The organism is Flavobacterium sp. Root935 (assembly GCF_001429295.1).
Lineage (GTDB): Bacteria > Bacteroidota > Bacteroidia > Flavobacteriales > Flavobacteriaceae > Flavobacterium.
Window position 1 is genome coordinate 542,335 of record NZ_LMJL01000007.1, and the last position, 18,557, is coordinate 560,891.

The 18,557-nt window shown below is 31.3% G+C and carries 18 protein-coding genes; 8 read left to right on the top strand and 10 right to left on the bottom strand.

Going from position 1 to position 18,557, the window contains the following annotated elements:
* The 8 genes from ASE40_RS03815 to ASE40_RS03850 all read right to left on the bottom strand — a co-directional run.
* Window positions 1-3,980: Ig-like domain-containing protein (locus tag ASE40_RS03815; RefSeq protein ID WP_241774316.1), on the bottom strand; the 3,980-nt coding region annotated here is incomplete at its 3' end.
* A gap of 23 nt (window positions 3,981-4,003) precedes the next feature.
* A complete protein-coding gene (locus ASE40_RS03820; protein ID WP_057115468.1) occupies window positions 4,004-4,303 on the bottom strand; it encodes a DUF6916 family protein in 300 nt (99 codons plus the stop codon).
* Between the two features lie 27 nt (window positions 4,304-4,330).
* Entirely contained in the window at window positions 4,331-4,825 is a 495-nt protein-coding gene (locus ASE40_RS03825; protein WP_198530105.1) for a GNAT family N-acetyltransferase, read from the bottom strand.
* A 13-nt stretch (window positions 4,826-4,838) separates the two neighbouring features.
* Window positions 4,839-5,354: a phage tail protein gene (locus ASE40_RS03830; RefSeq protein ID WP_057115469.1), complete on the bottom strand. Its 516-nt coding sequence runs from the start codon at window positions 5,352-5,354 to the stop codon at window positions 4,839-4,841.
* Between the two features lie 45 nt (window positions 5,355-5,399).
* Window positions 5,400-5,921, bottom strand: a complete 522-nt coding sequence (locus ASE40_RS03835) for a phage tail protein (RefSeq protein ID WP_057115470.1) — start codon at window positions 5,919-5,921, stop codon at window positions 5,400-5,402.
* Between the two features lie 11 nt (window positions 5,922-5,932).
* On the bottom strand, window positions 5,933-6,442 hold the full coding sequence (locus tag ASE40_RS03840) for a phage tail protein (protein ID WP_057115471.1): 510 nt from the start codon (window positions 6,440-6,442) through the stop codon (window positions 5,933-5,935).
* A 35-nt stretch (window positions 6,443-6,477) separates the two neighbouring features.
* Window positions 6,478-7,146 carry a twin-arginine translocation signal domain-containing protein gene (locus tag ASE40_RS03845; protein ID WP_057115472.1) on the bottom strand — a complete coding sequence of 223 codons (669 nt, stop codon included), beginning with the start codon at window positions 7,144-7,146 and terminating at the stop codon, window positions 6,478-6,480.
* 226 nt (window positions 7,147-7,372) lie between these two features.
* On the bottom strand, window positions 7,373-7,549 hold the full coding sequence (locus tag ASE40_RS03850; RefSeq protein WP_057115473.1) for a twin-arginine translocase TatA/TatE family subunit: 177 nt from the start codon (window positions 7,547-7,549) through the stop codon (window positions 7,373-7,375).
* Window positions 7,550-7,761: 212 nt separating this feature from the next.
* On the opposite strand from ASE40_RS03850, the gene ASE40_RS03855 reads away from it, so the two are divergent.
* The 7 genes from ASE40_RS03855 to ASE40_RS03885 all read left to right on the top strand — a co-directional run bounded on the left by ASE40_RS03855 (window position 7,762) and on the right by ASE40_RS03885 (window position 15,016).
* A complete protein-coding gene (locus tag ASE40_RS03855) occupies window positions 7,762-8,268 on the top strand; it encodes a hypothetical protein (RefSeq protein WP_057115474.1) in 507 nt (168 codons plus the stop codon).
* 11 nt (window positions 8,269-8,279) lie between these two features.
* Window positions 8,280-9,764: a GH3 auxin-responsive promoter family protein gene (locus ASE40_RS03860; protein ID WP_057115475.1), complete on the top strand. Its 1,485-nt coding sequence runs from the start codon at window positions 8,280-8,282 to the stop codon at window positions 9,762-9,764.
* A gap of 13 nt (window positions 9,765-9,777) precedes the next feature.
* Window positions 9,778-10,458 (top strand): hypothetical protein, encoded by a 681-nt coding sequence (locus ASE40_RS03865; protein WP_057115476.1) that lies wholly within the window; start codon window positions 9,778-9,780, stop codon window positions 10,456-10,458.
* Window positions 10,459-10,578: 120 nt separating this feature from the next.
* Window positions 10,579-12,267 (top strand): DUF6909 family protein, encoded by a 1,689-nt coding sequence (locus ASE40_RS03870; protein WP_057115477.1) that lies wholly within the window; start codon window positions 10,579-10,581, stop codon window positions 12,265-12,267.
* Window positions 12,268-13,248, top strand: a complete 981-nt coding sequence (locus ASE40_RS03875) for a hypothetical protein (protein ID WP_057115478.1) — start codon at window positions 12,268-12,270, stop codon at window positions 13,246-13,248.
* Between the two features lie 17 nt (window positions 13,249-13,265).
* Window positions 13,266-13,799, top strand: a complete 534-nt coding sequence (locus ASE40_RS03880) for a hypothetical protein (RefSeq protein WP_057115479.1) — start codon at window positions 13,266-13,268, stop codon at window positions 13,797-13,799.
* A 29-nt stretch (window positions 13,800-13,828) separates the two neighbouring features.
* The gene (locus tag ASE40_RS03885; protein WP_057115480.1) at window positions 13,829-15,016 is read left to right on the top strand and encodes a hypothetical protein; all 1,188 of its coding nucleotides are present in this window, start codon (window positions 13,829-13,831) and stop codon (window positions 15,014-15,016) included.
* On the opposite strand, the gene ASE40_RS03890 is transcribed toward ASE40_RS03885, so the two are convergent.
* Together ASE40_RS03890 and ASE40_RS03895 are read right to left on the bottom strand one after the other, a co-directional pair.
* Window positions 14,960-16,177 (bottom strand): O-antigen ligase family protein, encoded by a 1,218-nt coding sequence (locus ASE40_RS03890; RefSeq protein WP_057115481.1) that lies wholly within the window; start codon window positions 16,175-16,177, stop codon window positions 14,960-14,962. The two genes, ASE40_RS03885 and ASE40_RS03890, sit on opposite strands and share 57 nt — an antisense overlap.
* The gene (locus ASE40_RS03895) at window positions 16,167-17,417 is read right to left on the bottom strand and encodes an oligosaccharide flippase family protein (RefSeq protein ID WP_057115482.1); all 1,251 of its coding nucleotides are present in this window, start codon (window positions 17,415-17,417) and stop codon (window positions 16,167-16,169) included. Before ASE40_RS03895 ends, ASE40_RS03890 begins: the two co-directional genes overlap by 11 nt.
* 90 nt (window positions 17,418-17,507) lie before the next feature.
* On the opposite strand from ASE40_RS03895, the gene ASE40_RS03900 reads away from it, so the two are divergent.
* Entirely contained in the window at window positions 17,508-18,557 is a 1,050-nt protein-coding gene (locus ASE40_RS03900) for a glycosyltransferase family 2 protein (protein ID WP_128414928.1), read from the top strand.

Sequence of the window (18,557 nt, forward strand, 5' to 3'; positions counted from 1 at the left end):
CTTGTAGTATTAGTTACTGTTAATACTAAAGTCTTAGTATCGCATCCTACAGTTTTTGTGTATGTTCCAGAAGTTGTATAAGTTTCTCCATTCACAGGCCAAGTGTAGCTGTCACAAACGGATTCTGTCTGCGTAGAATTTGTTGCATAAGTTACTGTTAATACTAAAGTTTTAGTATCACAACCAATAGTTTTTGTGTATGTTCCAGAAGTTGTGTATGTTACCCCATTTACAGGCCAGGTGTAACTGTCACAAACAGATTCTGTCTGGGTAGAGCTTGTAGTATTAGTTATTGTTAATACTAAAGTTTTAGTATCGCATCCTACAGTTTTTGTGTATGTTCCAGAAGTTGTGTATGTTTCTCCATTTACTGGCCAAGTGTAACTGTCACAAACAGATTCTGTCTGTGTAGAATTCGTTGTATTAGTTATTGTTAATGCTAAAGTTTTTGTATCACAACCTATCTTATCTGTATAAGTTCCAGAAGCTGTGTATGTTTGTCCATTTACAGGCCAAGTATATGAATCACATCTAGAAATTGTTTCCACAGGAGATGATGTAGAAGGTGTTATGGTTAAATTCAATGTTTTAGTATCACAGCCAACAGTAGCTGTATATGTACCAGAACTATTATAAGTTACTCCATTAACACTCCATTTATAAGTATCACATGCAACTACATTTTCTGGTGCAGAAGTTGTAGAAGGTGTTATGGTTAAATTCAACGTTTTAGTATCGCAGCCTACAGTCGATGTATATGTACCTGAACTAGTATATGTTGTTCCATTTACACTCCATTTGTAAGTATCGCACGCGACTACATTTTCTGGTGGAGAAGCAGTGGAAGGTGTACCAGTAACCGTTTTTACCAAAACTCTGTCACTTGCACAATATGCAGTTTCACACGCTACGCAGTAAGTTGTATTATTTGCCGTTGGAGTTGCTGAAACGGAAGCTCCAGTTGCAAAACTTGTTCCTCCAGTCATTGCAGTATACCAAGTAGCAGTTGTATTAAGCGGGCAAACAGCATTCAAAGTAACTGCAGTACTTCCTAAACAAGTAATATTTTGTGTATCAGTAGTAACTGTAGCATTTGCTGGTTTGATCGATGTGGTAGTGATATTTGAATTTACCGTTGCAAAATTTGAACCACTTACCGTCGCTTGATTTGTAACAGAACAAGTGTTTTGTGGTAATGTCGCAGCAGCATTAATTGTTGCACTAAATGTAATTACTGTAGATTTTCCTGCTGGTAAAGTAAATGGTCCAGCAGAAAGTGTTGTTGCAGTTGCAGCAGCAGATGCACTTTTTGCAGTAACTGAATTATTGTTTTGGAGATTTGCAGCAACAGTTTCTACTGTTGGAGCTGTTTCTTCTGTAGGAACGGTTTGAGTAGGAGCCATTTTTGAAGCTGAAGCATTATCAGGAGCAGTAACTGTACCTGAAACTATTTTTCCAGTATATGGAGGCTCATGTAATGCTGTCCCAGTGCTATTATTTGCGTCCCAGAATGTTTTTAGCTGCACAGAATTATTGGTAAAATTTGTTCCAGGAACAAAGGCAGCTGTACCCTGCAATATTACTTGAGAATTTGTACCTTGAGAGACAACATCAAATGTTCCTGCTATTAATCCAGTAGGAGCGTTTGTTATGTTTCCTGTTATATTGGCAGCACTTATCATGTTACTTGAATTATTATCAGCATAAGATACTATTGCTATATGAGCATAGCCACCGTTAATAAGCGATATGTTATTATTTTTAATTGTAGCATCGATTCTAGCAGTACTTACTGTATTATTATCATTTGCCTCAGAAGAAATACCATAAGTACCAGCATTGGTAATGGTGTTACCAATTATTTCAGTAATATGTTTGGCACTTCCGTATGCAGAAACAGTAATTGCAGTAGTAGAAGATGATACACCACCTGCATCAATGATATTATTATTTATTCGTCCTTTAACAGTTCCAGATCCTTGATTTCCAACATTGCATGTATAAAGGGCATTATAACTTGATTTTATAGTATTGTTTATAATATTATAATTTACAGTTGCAGATTCATTTACTTGTAATGATAAACCACTGCTTCCTGGACTAGAGGTTGCTGCATTTATAGTATTTGCATCTGTAGCAGCATTATTACCACCTATTTGTACAGTATTTGAAGATGTTCCATAAAAGTTTAGTGCTAAACCAGTACTTTTAGAATTCGAAAAATCATTTTTCTTAAAAACTAAATTGTTAATGGTGCTCCCTTTAGCCTGAAAAATGAAGTTACTATCTCCGTTTGATTTATTGAAAGAATTTTTAAATTGACATCCTGTAACGGCCAATGAAAGATTTGGATTCTGAGAAAGAAGTCCATTAAATCCAAAAAAGCCTCGTCCCCAAGAGTCATTTACATTTGTGTTGGTTATGGAGCAAGTTCCTTTTAAGTTAAGAGCAAATATTCCGCCGACATTTACATTTCCGCCATTATAACTTCCGCAACCAGTTAATGTACTATTACTTAAAGCAAAATTAGTAACATTATTAAGGTTAATACCCATAGAATTAGTTGTTCCTGTAATAGCAATGTTATCTAAAGTAACACCACCAGAAATAGATTTAAAAAACATCGCTCCAAAAGAACTGCTGTTATCATCTTCTGGATTACTTGCGATTGAAGTTGAACTATTTGCATTCGTAAAATTCATGTTTTTAAGTGAGATATTGGCACATGAAATAAATTCAACACCTCTATCTTGAATATTTAAAATAGTACCTCCAGATCCTGCTGTAGTTCCAGTTCCTGTTATTTGAAAATTTCCTGCAGCATTTGTAACCGAGATTCCTTTTACAGCATTATTACAAGAAATACTTTGAAAAACGCAATCTATTGTACTTGCTGTACTTGCATTACCAATACTTACAGCTTGACCATTTGTTACACTAATCGTAGCATTTTTGATTTTTAAATTACCAACAGCAGACCCAGACAAGGTTCCAGTCATTGCTACAGCCTGAATATCATTATTTGCTTTTAAATTGATCCCTGCAATAATAGGATTTGTTCCTGCTGTTGAAGGGAGTGTGTTACTATAACTTGGCACTGTAAGGCTTAATATAGAAACTAAACTTAGCGCCGCACCTTGGCCAATTACTTTTTGATCATTATTTAAATTCAAAGTTCCAAGAGCTGTTCCACTATATATAAAAATAGGATTTGCGCTTGTACCTGAAATACTGCTTAAAGCTTTATAAGGTGTAGCCAAAGTACCGTTTCCTGCTGTTGCAGCGGCTCCGTTAACAAATATGATAGGTGTAGTAACAGTAATGTTTACTGTGGCTGTTGAGGTTTTTCCGCTTCCAGTTGTTACAGTGTAAGTAAAACTATCCGCTCCAGAATATCCTGCATTAGAATTATAAGTAAAAGAGCCATTTGATGCCAGATTAACAGTTCCGTTTGTCGGATTAGTTAAAACACCAGCGGTTAAAGTTGTTCCGTCTGGACTTATATCATTTACTAAAACTCCTTGTGCAGCATTTACAGTAATACCAACATTTCCTATACAAGAATAAGAATCATTATTACCAATTGGAGTGGCTTTAAAAGAATTAGGCACTAAGGTTAAATTTGAATCTAATATATCCTGAAAAGCGGTTCCTAATGCATCATCTGCGCCCGTGTTTGCAATTGTAATAGTATAATCAAGCTGAGAACCAGGTTGTGCATTTCCACCACCATTTACAGCTACAGCATTTGTTACAGTAACAGTTGCAGCAACTGCAGAGGTAGTTTTCTGGATTTTCTTAATCTCAGGCTTTTTACCTTTATTTTTTTCTTCTTTTTGATTAATAAAAGTTATTTCAGCTTTTGCTAAACTTTCAACTATAGGGGCAACAACATTTTTCTTGATAATACTATTGTATTTCATACCGAAGCTTAGAAATCCTAATAATATGATTACAACTAAGAGTTTGTTATTTTTCATTTTTTTTGCTTTAAATTGCCTGATTAAGAAAATACTGCTTCATATTTCATTCCCACTTCATCAAAACCAAGTGGAGTCAGAAATAATTCTAAATTGCCTTCTTGAGGGTGGATTACAGTAAAAATACCCTGCTCGTAATATTCATCTTTTTGTTGAGTACGAAAAACTAAAGAAAATGGAGTTCTTTCTAAGGGAGAATAACTGTTGAATTCTGTTGCCGAAATTAATTCCGCGTCAAGCTGAACTTCTTCCGAAATTTTAATGACAAAAATTGTATTAAGTAATGAATTAAAGTTATTTACAGAGAGTAAAGTTATATCCATAGAGTATAGTTAGTCGTTATATTTCAATTATTTAGAGGTCCATTCCATTAAATGATAAACTCCATTTGTTTCGCTTATTTTTTTAAATCCTAATCTTTTGTATAATTCCATCGCAGGGTTAAAAACTTCTACATGTATCTCTACACTTCGGTTATGATCAGCCGCTTTTTTCAAAATTTCTTTTAAAATAGAGCTGCCAATACTTTTATTTCGCCACTCTGGTAATATTGTAATGTCTATAATTTTAATCCCTTCGTTTTCAAAAGAAAAATCAATATATAATCTTCCGATTGGTATATTCTCTTTTTCAATTATATAGTATTTAGTTTTTAAAAAAGTTTTCTGATAATATTGATGTTGAGCATAAAACTGCTGGTCAATAAAAAGCTTTTTTTGTTCATCATTCCAATTCGTTCCTTTATCTAATTCTTCTTGACGTGTACTGCCATATATTTCACGAAGAAGTGGCATGTCCATTTCCTCAATGCTGCGAAAACCAATATCTTTTATTTCTAATTCCAAATCATTAATAAAATTAGGGTCTTTGAGGAAAAATTCCTTGAAGAGCGATACAAAAATTCATTGTCAAATAAGGCATCATATTATTGTGAGGGATGCTCGATCCACTGGTAGCAATGGTCTTTTCTCCCATAAGAGCATCTGTACCAGCATTAGTATAAACTCTTATAGGATTACCTCGACCTAAACTATTATTAGCGGGAGAAGTTGATTGAGAATTTAAAGTAGCCGCCATTAATGAATGAGTATGCAATGGAATTTCAGACTCTAGTAAAGTAACCGTTTCAGATCCACCAATTTCTCCCAAATTATGTAATGATAAACCCGGACCTTGTCCGGGGTGCATTGGTACACTCCCTTGTAAATCGGGTAATGCAAAATTACTTTTTCCATCACCTCCATAAGTTGTCCCCAGTAAAGAGAAAAGTGCTGTATTTTGAGATATGGGTAATAATTGGCCATTACACATAGCCCAACCTGTGGGCGCAAAGTTAAATGGGAACAGGCGTATCTCGGCAACAAATTGATCCATAGATATATCGTTTTTGTTTATTAAAAAAAATTAAACTTTAAATTTTTAAGTTTGACTAGGAAATATTCCAAACAACGAGATAATAAAATTGATGCACAAATACGGCTGAAAATTAGTATGTGGCTGACTACCTCCAACCGGAGTAATTACAGCTGAATTTAGAGCTGTTGTAGGAGTAGCACTTGAATACATTTTACTTCCCGGCGGAGTTGTACTTAATTGAGCGCTTGCAGCGCTTGCAGTATCTGCTAAATCTGTTGCCGCCAATAATGAATGACTATGCGCAGGAATTTGATTAACAGTAAGAGTCACTTCTTCAGCACCACCTGTTTCTGCTAATGTAAAGTTTGTACCATAATTAGCATTACCCGTATGTATAGGAACTCTGCCTCTTAAATCGGGTAGTGCAAATGTACTTTGGCCGTCACCTCCATACGTAGTACCAATTAATTGAAATAGCGTTTCATTTTCCGAAATAGGGAGAATTTGTCCTTCACAAAATTGCCATCCGTTAGGAGCAAAATTTCCCGCAAACATTCTGATTTCACCAATGTAAGGTTGTGACATATCTAATTATTTTAATTTTGACTTGGAAAAATACCTACTAACGAAATACAAAAATTCAACGTTAAGAAAGGCTGCATATTTAAATGTGCCTGACTTCCACCTACATTTGTAATTGATCCAGAGTTCATAGCAGTAAAATTTTGACTTTGGCCACTATAAACTAAATTTGGAGCTGTATTTCCTAAATAATTTGCAGAAGCAGGAATATTTGTATTTACTGCATCTGTTTTCACCTTCAAGGCATGAGTATGCTGTGGCAGCTCAGAAATATTTAAGGTATGTGCATATTCGCCAGCTTGTTCACCAATAATATGTCCATTTCCAAAATGAATAGGGATCCTGCCGCGTAAATTAGGTAAAGCAAAATTAACTCTTCCATCTCCACCATACATCGTTCCCAATAATGAAAACAAAGCTTGGTTTTGATTTATCGGTAAAAGCTGTCCATTACACATCGCCCAGTTTTTTGGAGCAAAGTTAAATGACATGATGCGTATTTCTCCTAAAAAAGGTTGTGCCATAATTTTGACTATTTATAGGTTAAAGAAGATTTTTTTTAAATCAAAAAAGAATTAACAGTAAGCTTATGCTTAGAAATTACTTCTTTCTGGTAAACAATAGAATTACCTTCTTTTATGATAATTTTTGTTGAAGTTTGATCTGAAGCTAAAATAGTTTGCAAAGAAACGCTTCCTTTTTGTGTATCAAAAGAATACGGATTTAATTGCTGCGTTGGAGCAGGAAATAAATATTTTGATAAATCAACATTAGGATTATTTTTCTTTAATTCTGCCATTGCATGAGAAATCGCTTCCAAATCAAAACCTGATAAAGATTTTACAGGTTTCCATTCGCCGTTTTCATTTTTTCCAAAACACAATAAAACATCATCTATTTTTCCAGTTGTTTCGGTATAAAGATGTATTGGAAACATTTTTAAAAAACCATCCTGAGAACTGTAACAAACATCTGAAGCTGCTTCATATCCATTTTTTTGCCAAGTTATAATACCTTTAGTATAGCATTCCTGCAAAGAATGGTCAAGTTGAAAAGTACTTGAAGCGGATAATTTTAAAAACTTTGATAGAATATTTTCCTCATTTGAATGCTTTAAATCCCAAAAGTCTGTAAAGGTATTTTGGGCAATAAGAGAACTGCTGAATAATGTTGCAGCTCCTGCAATGCCAACGTTTTTTATAAAACTCCTACGTGTTGAATTAATCATAATTATCTGCTTATCAGTTACAAATTCTTGATAAAAATAAGTAAAAGAAAAATGCAAATGATAAAATTATGTTAAAAGAACAATAAAAACCGTATAACTACGTTGCTTTTTTTATTTTTTAAAGAAAACACTTATAAGCTAAAATTTTGTATTTACTGGGATTTTTAGCACAAAAAAATCCCAGACTATAATTATAGTCTGGGATTAATTAATAAGTTGAAGGTTACTATTTTGTTTCTTCCTCTTGTTTTTTAGCAGCAGGTTGATCGTCTTTAGCAGCGTTTTTAAATTCCTTAATTCCACTTCCTAAACCTTTCATTAATTCTGGAATTTTTTTACCTCCAAAAAGTAATATCACAATACCTACTATAACAAGGATTTCTGTAAGACCTAATCTTCCCATGACTGTATATTTAATGCCGAAGCAAATTGATTATTAAGTTTTCACCGCAAAGGTATATAGAAATATACGAACTAAAAGTATTTTTGGTTTAAAATATTTGTCTTATACCACGTTAAATATTTTATAAAATGCTATATTAAGCAAATTTGGAGAAATTAACGGGGCATTATCAATATGATTAATTACTATATTTGCTTGAATAAAGAAGTATAATGGCTAAGAAAAAAAAGAAAAATCTGAGGAAAAAATTATTCATCAAAAATCGGCTGGTAGTTTTGAATGAAGATACTTTTGAAGAAATATTTTCCTTTAGACTTACTTTAATGAATGTATTTGTGACATTTACTTTAGGAGGTATTTTTTTAATTCTAATTACAACTTTCATAATAGCCTTTACACCGCTTCGCGAGTTTATTCCAGGATATTCTTCTACCGAATTAAAAAGAAATGCTACAAAATTGGCAATCAAATCCGATTCGTTAGAAACAGCTCTAAAACAAAATGAAGCTTATATTAAAGGAGTTCAAAAAGTATTAAAAGGAGAATTAGAATATTCAAAATTTAACAAAGATTCTATTTTAGCAGAAACAGTTGTAGATCCATCAGATTTAAACATGAAAGCTTCTGATGCTGAAATTAAATTAAGAGAAGAAGTCGCAGCAACTGAAAAGGAACAAAACACCAAATCGAAGGACAAAAAGAAAAGTGACAAAAAATAATACCACATCAAATGTCAATTAAAGGAATCGCGGCAAAATTATTTGCCAGTAAAATATACCATCAAACACAAACTTGGGCACAAAAACCAGTCGAAACCCAACAGAGAATCTTTAAGAAATTAATAAAAGAGGCAAAAGGAACAAGTTTTGGTAAAGACCATCGTTTTGATGAAATAAATACAATTGAAGATTTTCAGAAAAATGTTCCGGTACGAGATTATGAAGATTTAAAACCTTATATAGAAAAAGTTGTAAAAGGAGAAGAAGATATTTTATGGAAAGGAAAGCCCATATATTTTGCTAAAACTTCGGGAACAACTTCGGGCGCAAAATTTATTCCGCTGACGAAAGAATCCATGCCCTATCATATTGAAGCTGCTCGAAATGCCATCTTACATTATGTTCATGAAACCGGAAATGTCGATTTTGTTGACGGAAAAATGATCTTTTTGCAGGGAAGCCCTATTCTGACTGAAAAATATGGAATCAAATTTGGGAGGCTTTCTGGAATTGTAGCGCATTTTGTTCCTAAATATCTCCAGAAAAATAGAATGCCATCTTGGGAAACCAATTGCATTGAAGATTGGGAAACCAAAGTAGATGCAATTGTAGACGAAACAATTAAAGAAGATATGTCGGTGATTTCTGGAATTCCGTCTTGGGTTCAGATGTATTTTGAACGTTTGCAGCAAAAAAGCGGCGGGAAGAAAATAGGCGATATTTTTAAAAATTTTAATCTGTTTATTTATGGGGGCGTTAATTACGAACCATATCGTGCCAAGTTCGAAAACATGATTGGCAGAAAGGTAGATAGTATAGAATTATTTCCGGCCTCTGAAGGATTTTTTGCCTATCAGGATTCTCAGAAAGAAAAAGGAATGCTTTTATTGTTGAATTCAGGAATTTTCTACGAGTTCATAAAAGCAGACGAATTTTTTGAAGAAAATCCAAAAGTGCTGACAATTGGAGAAGTAGAAATAGGGGTAAATTATGTTTTGATTATTTCTACAAATGCTGGGCTTTGGCGTTATAATATTGGTGATACTGTTCAGTTTACATCTTTATCTCCATACCGTGTTATAGTTTCTGGACGTATCAAGCATTATATTTCTGCTTTTGGAGAACACGTGATTGCCAATGAAGTAGAAAATGCAATGAAAGAAGCCGTTGCCTCAACGAATATTGTAATTAACGAATTTACGGTAGCTCCGCAGATTAATCCTTCAACCGGACTTCCATACCATGAATGGCTGATAGAATTTGAAAATGAGCCTGAAAATCTAGAGGTCTTTGCAGAAACTATTGACAATTCAATGCGCAATCAAAACATTTATTACGATGATTTGATTACTGGAAATGTTTTAAGAAAAGTCGTGGTTACTAAAGTTTCTAAAAACGGATTTCAGGATTATATGAAATCACAGGGAAAATTGGGCGGACAGAATAAAATTCCGAGATTGTCGAATAATAGAGATATTGCGGATAATTTGAAGTAGAAATTATTATAAAATGAAGTTGTCAAATAATGCTGATAGATATTTCTCTAAATTAAAGAGAAATGAAGAATTTGTAATAAATGCGGATGACTTAATAAAATATTTTGAGGTACATAATATTCCCAAGTTTGAAAAAATAATAGAATTCCAATTGAAATTCTCGGGAATAGAGTTAAAAATTGAAAATGATGAATCTTCAAATTTCAATGCTTTTTTAGTTTCTAAAACTGATATTAAGAATAATAATGAAATCGAATATTTGATAATCGAAAATACTTATTATTTTTTTTGTGGAGATCATCAAACGGCTCAGTTTTGGTTTGTAATCAGTGATAAAGGTGAAATTTGCACCTATAATAACAATAACGAAACTGTAAATATTTTATATACTTCATTTGAAAAGTTTATTGAAAATTATGCGTTCATTGATTTAGTTAAACAAAATAAAAAATATGAACATCCTGGATACTATAATTTATTAGATTTTACTCGATTTGATGAATTAGTTAAAAGTTTTACTATCTATGATTCTTCAAATGATAAATTTAATAAATGGATATCTAACGGAAGTTTAGTAATTAATAAAGGACTATGGCTCCATGAACATTCTTTTTATATTCACATTTATGGGAAAAATAAGGAAGAGTGTGATATATTTCTGAAGTTATTAAAAATTGAAAAAATTATAGATTAAAGATTAATGATATTGATTTGGAAATAATGATTTCAGAGTAAATTATTATTTAATTAGTATTTTCGTTAATCAAAGTACATATTATATCTTCTATATAGAAGATTTATAAAATCAAAAAGTATGAAAGAAACCAAACATATATCAAGATCTAGAGCGCAGGAATCATCTGCGGCTATAGAAAAAATGTACATTACAATGCGCCATTTATTCAACCGTGGTTTTTACAAACCAATGGGAGTTTCTGGCGACAGCTTACGCGAATCATTATTAGCATTACGTCCTGAAATCTACGGAAATATAGCCGAAGAAAAAGTAGAACTTAACGGACTTTTATACGTTATTGAGCGTTTACCAATCGGAATCGAACAATGCCGTTTTATTAATTTAACTTCTGACGAAGGATATTCTAAATCGCATTTCCAGGCAATTGTTCCTCCAAAAAGAAGAAGAAACTGCTACAGAATCGACGAAGAACAAATGAACGTAGAAATTACGCGAGGACGTTCTGATATTTATGACATTCTAACGCATTTAACTTTCATTTTTATTGAATCTCATAAAATTAAAAACAGAGTTTTAATTGATGACGGAGGAGAAGTTTCTCGCGATTGGCAGAAATTGGAACAAGCAGTTATGCAGACCAAAAAGCTTTCTCAAGTTGAAAAAGAAAAAGCTATTTCGCACGTGGCTAATATTTTAGCAAGAACTTTCGAAGAAGTTTTAGATATTTACGATGCTTTTGGTTCTGAAAATGCACCAGATCGTTTCTTGCACGTTATTTATTGGTTAGGAAAATTAGCAATCGAAGAAATTGTTGAGAATAATAAACGTACAATTACTTTTAGTCCGGTTTTACGCGAGCGTTTAGGGCACCATATTCACGGAGAAATCTGGGCAACAAATATCAAAGAAGTTCTTAAAGCAAACGATTTGCTGAAAAGACCAATTCACGTAATTAGTGCGAATATGCACAGTGTCATGAATTCGATTTTTGCAACGCCGTTATTAAAAACAAAATTTAAAGGAAAAACAGATTTCTTTATTTACGAAGAATTAAGCAGTTCAGGATCAAAAGAAATTAGAGGGCAAGTTGAAGAACTGGCTCTTAAAAACGGAATGATTTCGCTTCCAGATACTTCTGGAACGAATATCGACGTTCAGATTTTTGATACGGCGAAAATTGACTGGTCGAAAACCGCATTTTCTTATGCTAATATCAACGAAGAAAAACCAGTTATCATTGTAATGGATTATGCTTTTGGAGAACAAGCTTATGAAACTATCGATGAACTTTTGAAACCATTTAAGAAAGAGACTTTACTAAATGTAAAATCGGTTTCTATTATGGGTAAAGCTGGAATTCTAGAAGGTGGAAAAGGAGATATCATGATCCCTACGGCACATATTAACGAGGGAACTGCAGATAATTATTTCTTCGAAAATGAACTTACAGGTGCAATGTTTGAAGGAAATGACATTGATATTTATGAAGGCGCGATGGTTACCGTTCTTGGAACATCGTTACAAAATAGAGATTTACTGAAATTTTTCCACGAATCAACATGGGGTGTAATTGGTCTTGAAATGGAAGGATCTTATTACCAAAAAGCGATTCAGTCGGCATCTAAAATTAGAAAAAGCGTGCCGCATGATATTAAAGTTCGTTATGCTTATTATGCTTCAGACAATCCATTAGAAACAGGAAGTACGTTAGCTTCTGGAGGATTAGGAACAACAGGAGTAAAACCAACTTATTTGATTACAATAAAAATTCTTGAACAGATTTTCAATATAAAAGAACCAGTGTAAATGAGTACAAAAGTACCCCACAATTCAGAAGATCAAGAGATTGATTTGGCCAAGATTTCAAAAAAAATAGGCAATTTTTTTGAATCTCTTAAAATTTCTATTTTTAATGGAATTCAGTTTTTTGTTCGAAATTGGATTATAGTTTTAATTTTAATTGTGGCTGGGTTTGGTCTGGGAATGGTTTTAGATAAAACGCAGAAAACTTTTGATAATCAAATAATTGTAACACCAAATTTTGGCAGTGTCGATTATTTATATGCTAAAATTGATTTGCTTCAGTCTAAGATTGTCTCAAAAGATGAGGTATTTTTAAAAAAAATCGGAATATCTGAAATTCCAAAAATAACTAAAATTGAAATAGAACCAATTGTTGATGTATTTAAGTTTGTTAATAATAATGAACAGAATTTAGAGGTTTTAAAATTAATGACTCCAAATGGAGATTTGAAATCGATAATTACAGAAAAAACTACAAGCAAAAACTATCCTTTTTATATTATAAGTTTTTCGACAACAGGAATTTTAAAAAACAGCAATACGGTAAAAGCTTTATTGAATTATCTTAACACCGATTCATATTATGTTGAAATTCAAAAGATTTCATTAAACAATATGAAACAAAAAGTAAAAGCTAATGAAGAAATACTTTTACAGATAGATGGTATTTTAAGTAAGTTTTCTAATAATGAATCACCAAGTTCCTTAAGAAATGATAAACTCGTTTATTACAGTGAAAATGTACAATTAAACGATATTATCAAAACCAAAGATGGACTCATAAAAGAAAATGGAGAATTAAAACTTCAGATTAGTAAATCGGATAAAATTATAAAAGAATGTTCTGTCACGACTAATATTGAGGAAACAAAATCTATAAAAGGAAAAATGAAATTTGTATTGCCAATTTTGTTTCTGTTCTTGTATATTTTTGCTATACGATTTCTTAGTTTTTATAAAAGATATTCTATCCTGAACAAATAAATTCTAACGCTAAAATAATGAGCCAAAAATCATTTTATTTTTATTTAATGTTGTTTTTCACCTTAATTTCCTGTAACCAGAAAAGTGAAAACCAAGCTGCTTCACAAGATAATTTTTCTGTAATTCTGGAGGGAATCTTTGCAAAAAATGACAGGATTCAGATTTTTTATTTAACGAAAGATAAAGACTGGAATGATGAAAACTCAGTAATTACTCCCGTTTATGCTTCATCAGAAATGCAGAAAATTCAAATAGATTTTCCTGAAAAAATAGTACCCAAAAATATAAGAGTTGATGTCAGCGAAAATGAATATCAATCAAATATTACACTAAAAAATATTTCTGTATTATATAAAAATGATACTATAAGCGGTGATAATGATAACTTTAAAATATATTTTTATCCAAATGAATTTATAACATGGGATCCAGTATATTTTGGTTATAAGCTTAGTAAAATTAATAACGGATATGATCCTTATTTTATGGGTAATGATGTACTAATAGATAAGCTTGATCAGATAAAAAACCCAATTAAAGAAATAGAGTAATTCTACAGCAATAGTTTAAAAATTTGAAGATGCGTTTTAATTTTAAAATTATCTTAAATAATGAAAAAATTAGAGAGTATCTTTTTTTTATAGGCGTTCTATTTTTAATATTATTACCAAAGGGAGGATTTAAAATTGCAGGAATTCCAATTACTTGGGGCTATTTATATTTAGGATTTCTTTTTTTGCTTTCAATTTTAATAATATTAGACAAAAGGAGATTTTTGGTTTCATCAAAACACTTTTTGTGCTGGGCTGCCACTTTACCGTTTGTTATATATTTTTCTATTAATTTATTGTTTAGGGGCTATGATGGCTCTTTCGGAAATCTAATTGCTTTTTATGTAAGTTTTGGATTTCTCCCTTTATTATTTTATATCTTTTTAAGTTCCTTTTTAAAGAAAATAAATCAGGAATTTGTTGAAAATTTGCTGACCAATGCCGTTTTTTGGATTTCGCTTTATGGAATAATTTTATTTGCTTTCAAACAAATAACGGGAAGTTATATCGAAATTCCCTATTTAACTGTAAATGCTGACGATTTAGGCACGCTCGAGGGAAAGTATAACATGAGAGGGTCCTTGTATAAACTAATTTCTACTTACAACAACGGTAATATCTTTGGGGTTTGTATGTTAATGCTCTTTCCAATATTTCATAAGCAAAATGTATCAAAAATTAAACTTGGAATTGTAATTTTAGCTTTACTTCTTACACTTTCAAGAACCGTTTGGCTGGGATTGCTTTTTTATTTTGTCCTTATTTATAGAGATAGAGTTTTTAAACTTGTCAAGGTATATGCTTTTTTAGGACTTATTTTATTTGTTTTTGCCACCTTTTTAATGAATCGATATTTTCAATATGGTTCATTATCAGGATTTATTTTAGATTCTAATTTAGGAGGAAGAATAAGCCAGATAAAACAATTTACAGGCTTAAGTTTTTTTGGCAGCCAGACCTTCGATTTTATTGAAGAAATTGTTTATTTATCAATTTTTAAACAACTAGGAATTGTCGGTTTAATATTGTTTCTAATTTCTTTTTTTTCACAAATTTACGTTGCGCTAAGTACCAGAAATAATAATTATCCCTATCTTTTAGGAAGTCTAACTTATCTGTTTGTGTGCTTAAGTGATGGCTGTATGCTTTACATTCCTACTTTAGCATTCTTTTACTTCATTAATACCATGATCTTTATTTCTAAAAAGAGCGCCTAAAAGCAAAATATCACAAAGAAAATAAATATAAATACCATATTGGCGTACTAAAATGTTTTCTGTGATAAATGCTACTGCAAATAAAACAGTTACAGAAAAATATAGATATTGTTTCTGTTGTAAAGTTTCTTTTAGTTTAACAAATAACGACCAAATAAAAGCGCAAAACAGTAATAATCCACCCTTTAATAAAAAATCCAGATATTGGTTGTGAGAGTTTATCCGAAATTTTTTCAATTCAAAATTATTGAAAGGAACGTAACATTCATTTAATTTTTGCTGAATTAAATTATAATCCATTCCAAAAAAATGCGAATCATAAATAAGTTTTAAACTGCATGTCCAGCTTGCATATCGCGTAGAATTTTTAAAAGAATCATTAGTCAAAAAATCAATTGCATCAAGATATCTCTGAGATAATAAGATGATTAGTAAAATGATCACTGCTATACTTATCTTTTGTTTAATGCTTATTGTAATTTTTTCTCTTTTTAAAATTGCCAAACGCAATAAAACAACAATAAAAAGACCTAAAAGTATATTTCTGGAATTATAGATAATTAAACCAGCAAAGAGACAAATAAGCATTAAAAAACTGCAGCCTTTAAGCGTTTTGGAGCTTTTTTTAAAATCTGAAACATAGTCGAATAAGAATAAAATTGCAACCCCAATCCACAAGCAAATATATGTTCCGTGAATCTTACAGTAAAATTCCAGATTATAACGGGCTAAGTACCAATCGAAATGATGATTTGGGATATCATTTATATAAAAAACAATAAAATACAAACACAATGCACTAACTGCAGCGCTATATGCAAATTGAATTTTTTTTATGTTTTTTGTAAACGAATCTATTCTGTAAAGATAGTAACTAAATAAGGGAGCTATAAAAAGTAAAAAGCTTTCTCCAATGAGTTTGAAGGTATGATTACTGAAGTAAAATAAGTAGTAAAAGGCAAGAATGAAAAATGAAGCAATAAACGGAGCATTTTTGGAACTAACTTTAAAATCACGAAACCTAACCAAGAAAAGTAAAAATAGACCGCTCAAGATCATCAATAAAGACTGAATTGCTTCTAAATAATAAATAATAGGAGAAATTGCGAGCAGATAAAGCACCGGAATAACGGCCAATTTTAAAAGAGCTTTAAATTTCATTAGTCAATTTAGATTTGAAAAAGTTAAGTTTCTTGTCAGCGAGTATAGAGAAATTAAGATATAGTGTTATAAAAGTTTCAGTAAAAATTAAAGCCATTATAATTCCGTAAACATTTAAGTAATAACAAAGAATAATACCTAAAGACAGATTAAGGATCAATCCAAAAAGATGTGCATAAAAATAGGCACTTTTCTTATTATGTAAAATAAGTGACATATACGAAGATTGACTTACTGATGCAATTAGAGGTATTGGCGAAAGTAAAAGCAAAATATGGCTGGATTCACTCGTTGCTTCATTACTTAGAACATAAATAATTAGATTGGGAAAAAGCAGCAAGATAACAGTTCCCAAGCCATACATAAGAATATAATAAATAAAAACCGATTTGAAAAAGGCATTAAGCTCAGCAGTTTTTAAAATTCCTATCGAACATGCTTTTTGATAAACACCTTGAAATAAAACACTTAGAGATTGTTTGCAAAGCATAACTATTTTTTCTGCAACATTATAAACCCCGACTGTTTTAATATCTGCAAACATACCCAAAATCAAAGTATTAGAATTGAGCATTGCGCAAATAGTCAAATTTGTTAAAAATAACTTGAAACCTTTTTTAAGCTCTTCAAAGATTTCTTTTAAAGAAGAAAAAGAATAATTATAGCCATATTTTTTTATTAAAAATAAGGTTGAAATTATAAATATTACAATATCAGTTATTCCCAAATAATAAAAAACAAATTGATAATCAGTTTTTTCGGTTAAAGTTAAAATGATAAGAATGATACAACCTAATTTAACAATAGTATTAATTACAAAGTATGGCGAAACATCATCTAAGCCTATAAAAAAACAAAGATTGTTTTGTGACCTTGAAAATAAAAATATCAATAAAGAGAATGAAAAAACTATCTCATTTTTAAGATTATTAAAAAGAAATACAAAAAGAACCAGAAAGAGAATTGAAGGAATGAAAAGAAGAATCTTTGTATTGATGACTTTAGAAATATAGTGGTTTACCAACAGGGCATCATTTTTTATTTTGTTAATTTCTATAGGCGCAAAAGCATACCAAGAATAGTCATAAATAACAGAAATTATATTTACCAAAGACAAAGAAACCGCAATCAATCCGTAAGTATTGATACCAAAAGTTTTAATGTAAAATGGTATTAATAATAAAGGAAATAAAAGATTAACGAAATTTATTCCAAAACTCAAAGAGATATTTTTAAGCACTATATTGAATGGATTGTGTTTCTATAAGTTTGTAATATTAAAACAAAGTTGATTTTTTATTTTAAAGTTTTACAAATTAAAATCATATTTTTGGAAAAATCAGAAAATTGCAGTTTTTTCATGAATAAAATTATTGAGGGATATAGTATTGCGATTCCTGCATATGGCAGACCAAATGAGTATGATGAATTGCTGACGTCTATATTTGACATGAGTCTTTTGCCAAATGAAATTATTATTTGCGAAGATTTTTCGAAACAAAGAAATGAGATTAGAAAAATTACAGAAAACCATCGTAATAAGTTTGAAGGAAAAAATGTCATATTGACTTACATCGAAAACGAAAACAATCTTGGTTATGATGCCAATATTAGAAAACTTATTGATCTCGCATTATGCAAATGGGTCATTCTAATAGGAAATGATGATTTGTTTTTAAAAGATGGACTGAAAGAAATAGACCTTTTCTGCAAAAAAAATCCAGACGTTGCAATGATTTCCCGGCCCTTTATTAGGTTTGAAAAAGACATTGATAAACCAATCGGAATTTCCAGAATTTTACCAGGTGAAGCAATTATACAAAAAGGGGATTCTCCGAAATTGATTTTTAGAATGTGTGGTTTTGTAGGAGGCTTAGTTGTCAATAAAGAGTGGGCAGAACCCTTCAAAACAGATAAATATGACGGAACACTCTTTTATCAAATTTATTTGTCTGCCAACGCCTTTTGTACAAAAGGAATTGGCTACTTATCAAAACCATCTGTGGGCGGCCGAGGTGGTAATCCGCCATTATTTGGAGATTCTCAGAAAGATGGACAAATACATGTTTCGGGAATGTATTCAACAAAAGGAAGAGCTAAAATGTGGAAAGGAGTTTTGGATATTGCAAAAGATGTTCAAGATTTATATAAAATAGAAATTGCTGAGGAATTAAGAAAAGAGTTAATGATCAGGCAGTCTTTTCATGTTTTTGAAATGAATGTAGGAGCGTCCAAAGATACTTTAAGGGAACTAAAAAAGGAGCTCCAGAAACTTAATTTATTTGATCATTGGGTACCAAAATCCTTGTATATCTTAAACACGATTTTTGGGAAATATGCTTATTATTTTTATTACCTTGTGCGGAAATTTGCCCAATAA

Bases quoted from the DNA above. Each gene is read 5' to 3' on its own strand.
- ASE40_RS03860 (WP_057115475.1), top strand. From the start codon at position 8,280: ATGTCAATTAAAGGAATCGCGGCAAAATTATTTGCCAGTAAAATATAC.
- ASE40_RS03880 (WP_057115479.1), top strand. From the start codon at position 13,266: ATGAGCCAAAAATCATTTTATTTTTATTTAATGTTGTTTTTCACCTTA.
- ASE40_RS03865 (WP_057115476.1), top strand. From the start codon at position 9,778: ATGAAGTTGTCAAATAATGCTGATAGATATTTCTCTAAATTAAAGAGA.
- ASE40_RS03875 (WP_057115478.1), top strand. From the start codon at position 12,268: ATGAGTACAAAAGTACCCCACAATTCAGAAGATCAAGAGATTGATTTG.
- ASE40_RS03840 (WP_057115471.1), bottom strand. From the start codon at position 6,442: ATGGCACAACCTTTTTTAGGAGAAATACGCATCATGTCATTTAACTTT.
- ASE40_RS03820 (WP_057115468.1), bottom strand. From the start codon at position 4,303: ATGGATATAACTTTACTCTCTGTAAATAACTTTAATTCATTACTTAAT.
- ASE40_RS03870 (WP_057115477.1), top strand. From the start codon at position 10,579: ATGAAAGAAACCAAACATATATCAAGATCTAGAGCGCAGGAATCATCT.
- ASE40_RS03885 (WP_057115480.1), top strand. From the start codon at position 13,829: ATGCGTTTTAATTTTAAAATTATCTTAAATAATGAAAAAATTAGAGAG.
- ASE40_RS03845 (WP_057115472.1), bottom strand. From the start codon at position 7,146: ATGATTAATTCAACACGTAGGAGTTTTATAAAAAACGTTGGCATTGCA.
- ASE40_RS03830 (WP_057115469.1), bottom strand. From the start codon at position 5,354: ATGGATCAATTTGTTGCCGAGATACGCCTGTTCCCATTTAACTTTGCG.
- ASE40_RS03850 (WP_057115473.1), bottom strand. From the start codon at position 7,549: ATGGGAAGATTAGGTCTTACAGAAATCCTTGTTATAGTAGGTATTGTG.
- ASE40_RS03835 (WP_057115470.1), bottom strand. From the start codon at position 5,921: ATGTCACAACCTTACATTGGTGAAATCAGAATGTTTGCGGGAAATTTT.
- ASE40_RS03890 (WP_057115481.1), bottom strand. From the start codon at position 16,177: ATGAAATTTAAAGCTCTTTTAAAATTGGCCGTTATTCCGGTGCTTTAT.
- ASE40_RS03855 (WP_057115474.1), top strand. From the start codon at position 7,762: ATGGCTAAGAAAAAAAAGAAAAATCTGAGGAAAAAATTATTCATCAAA.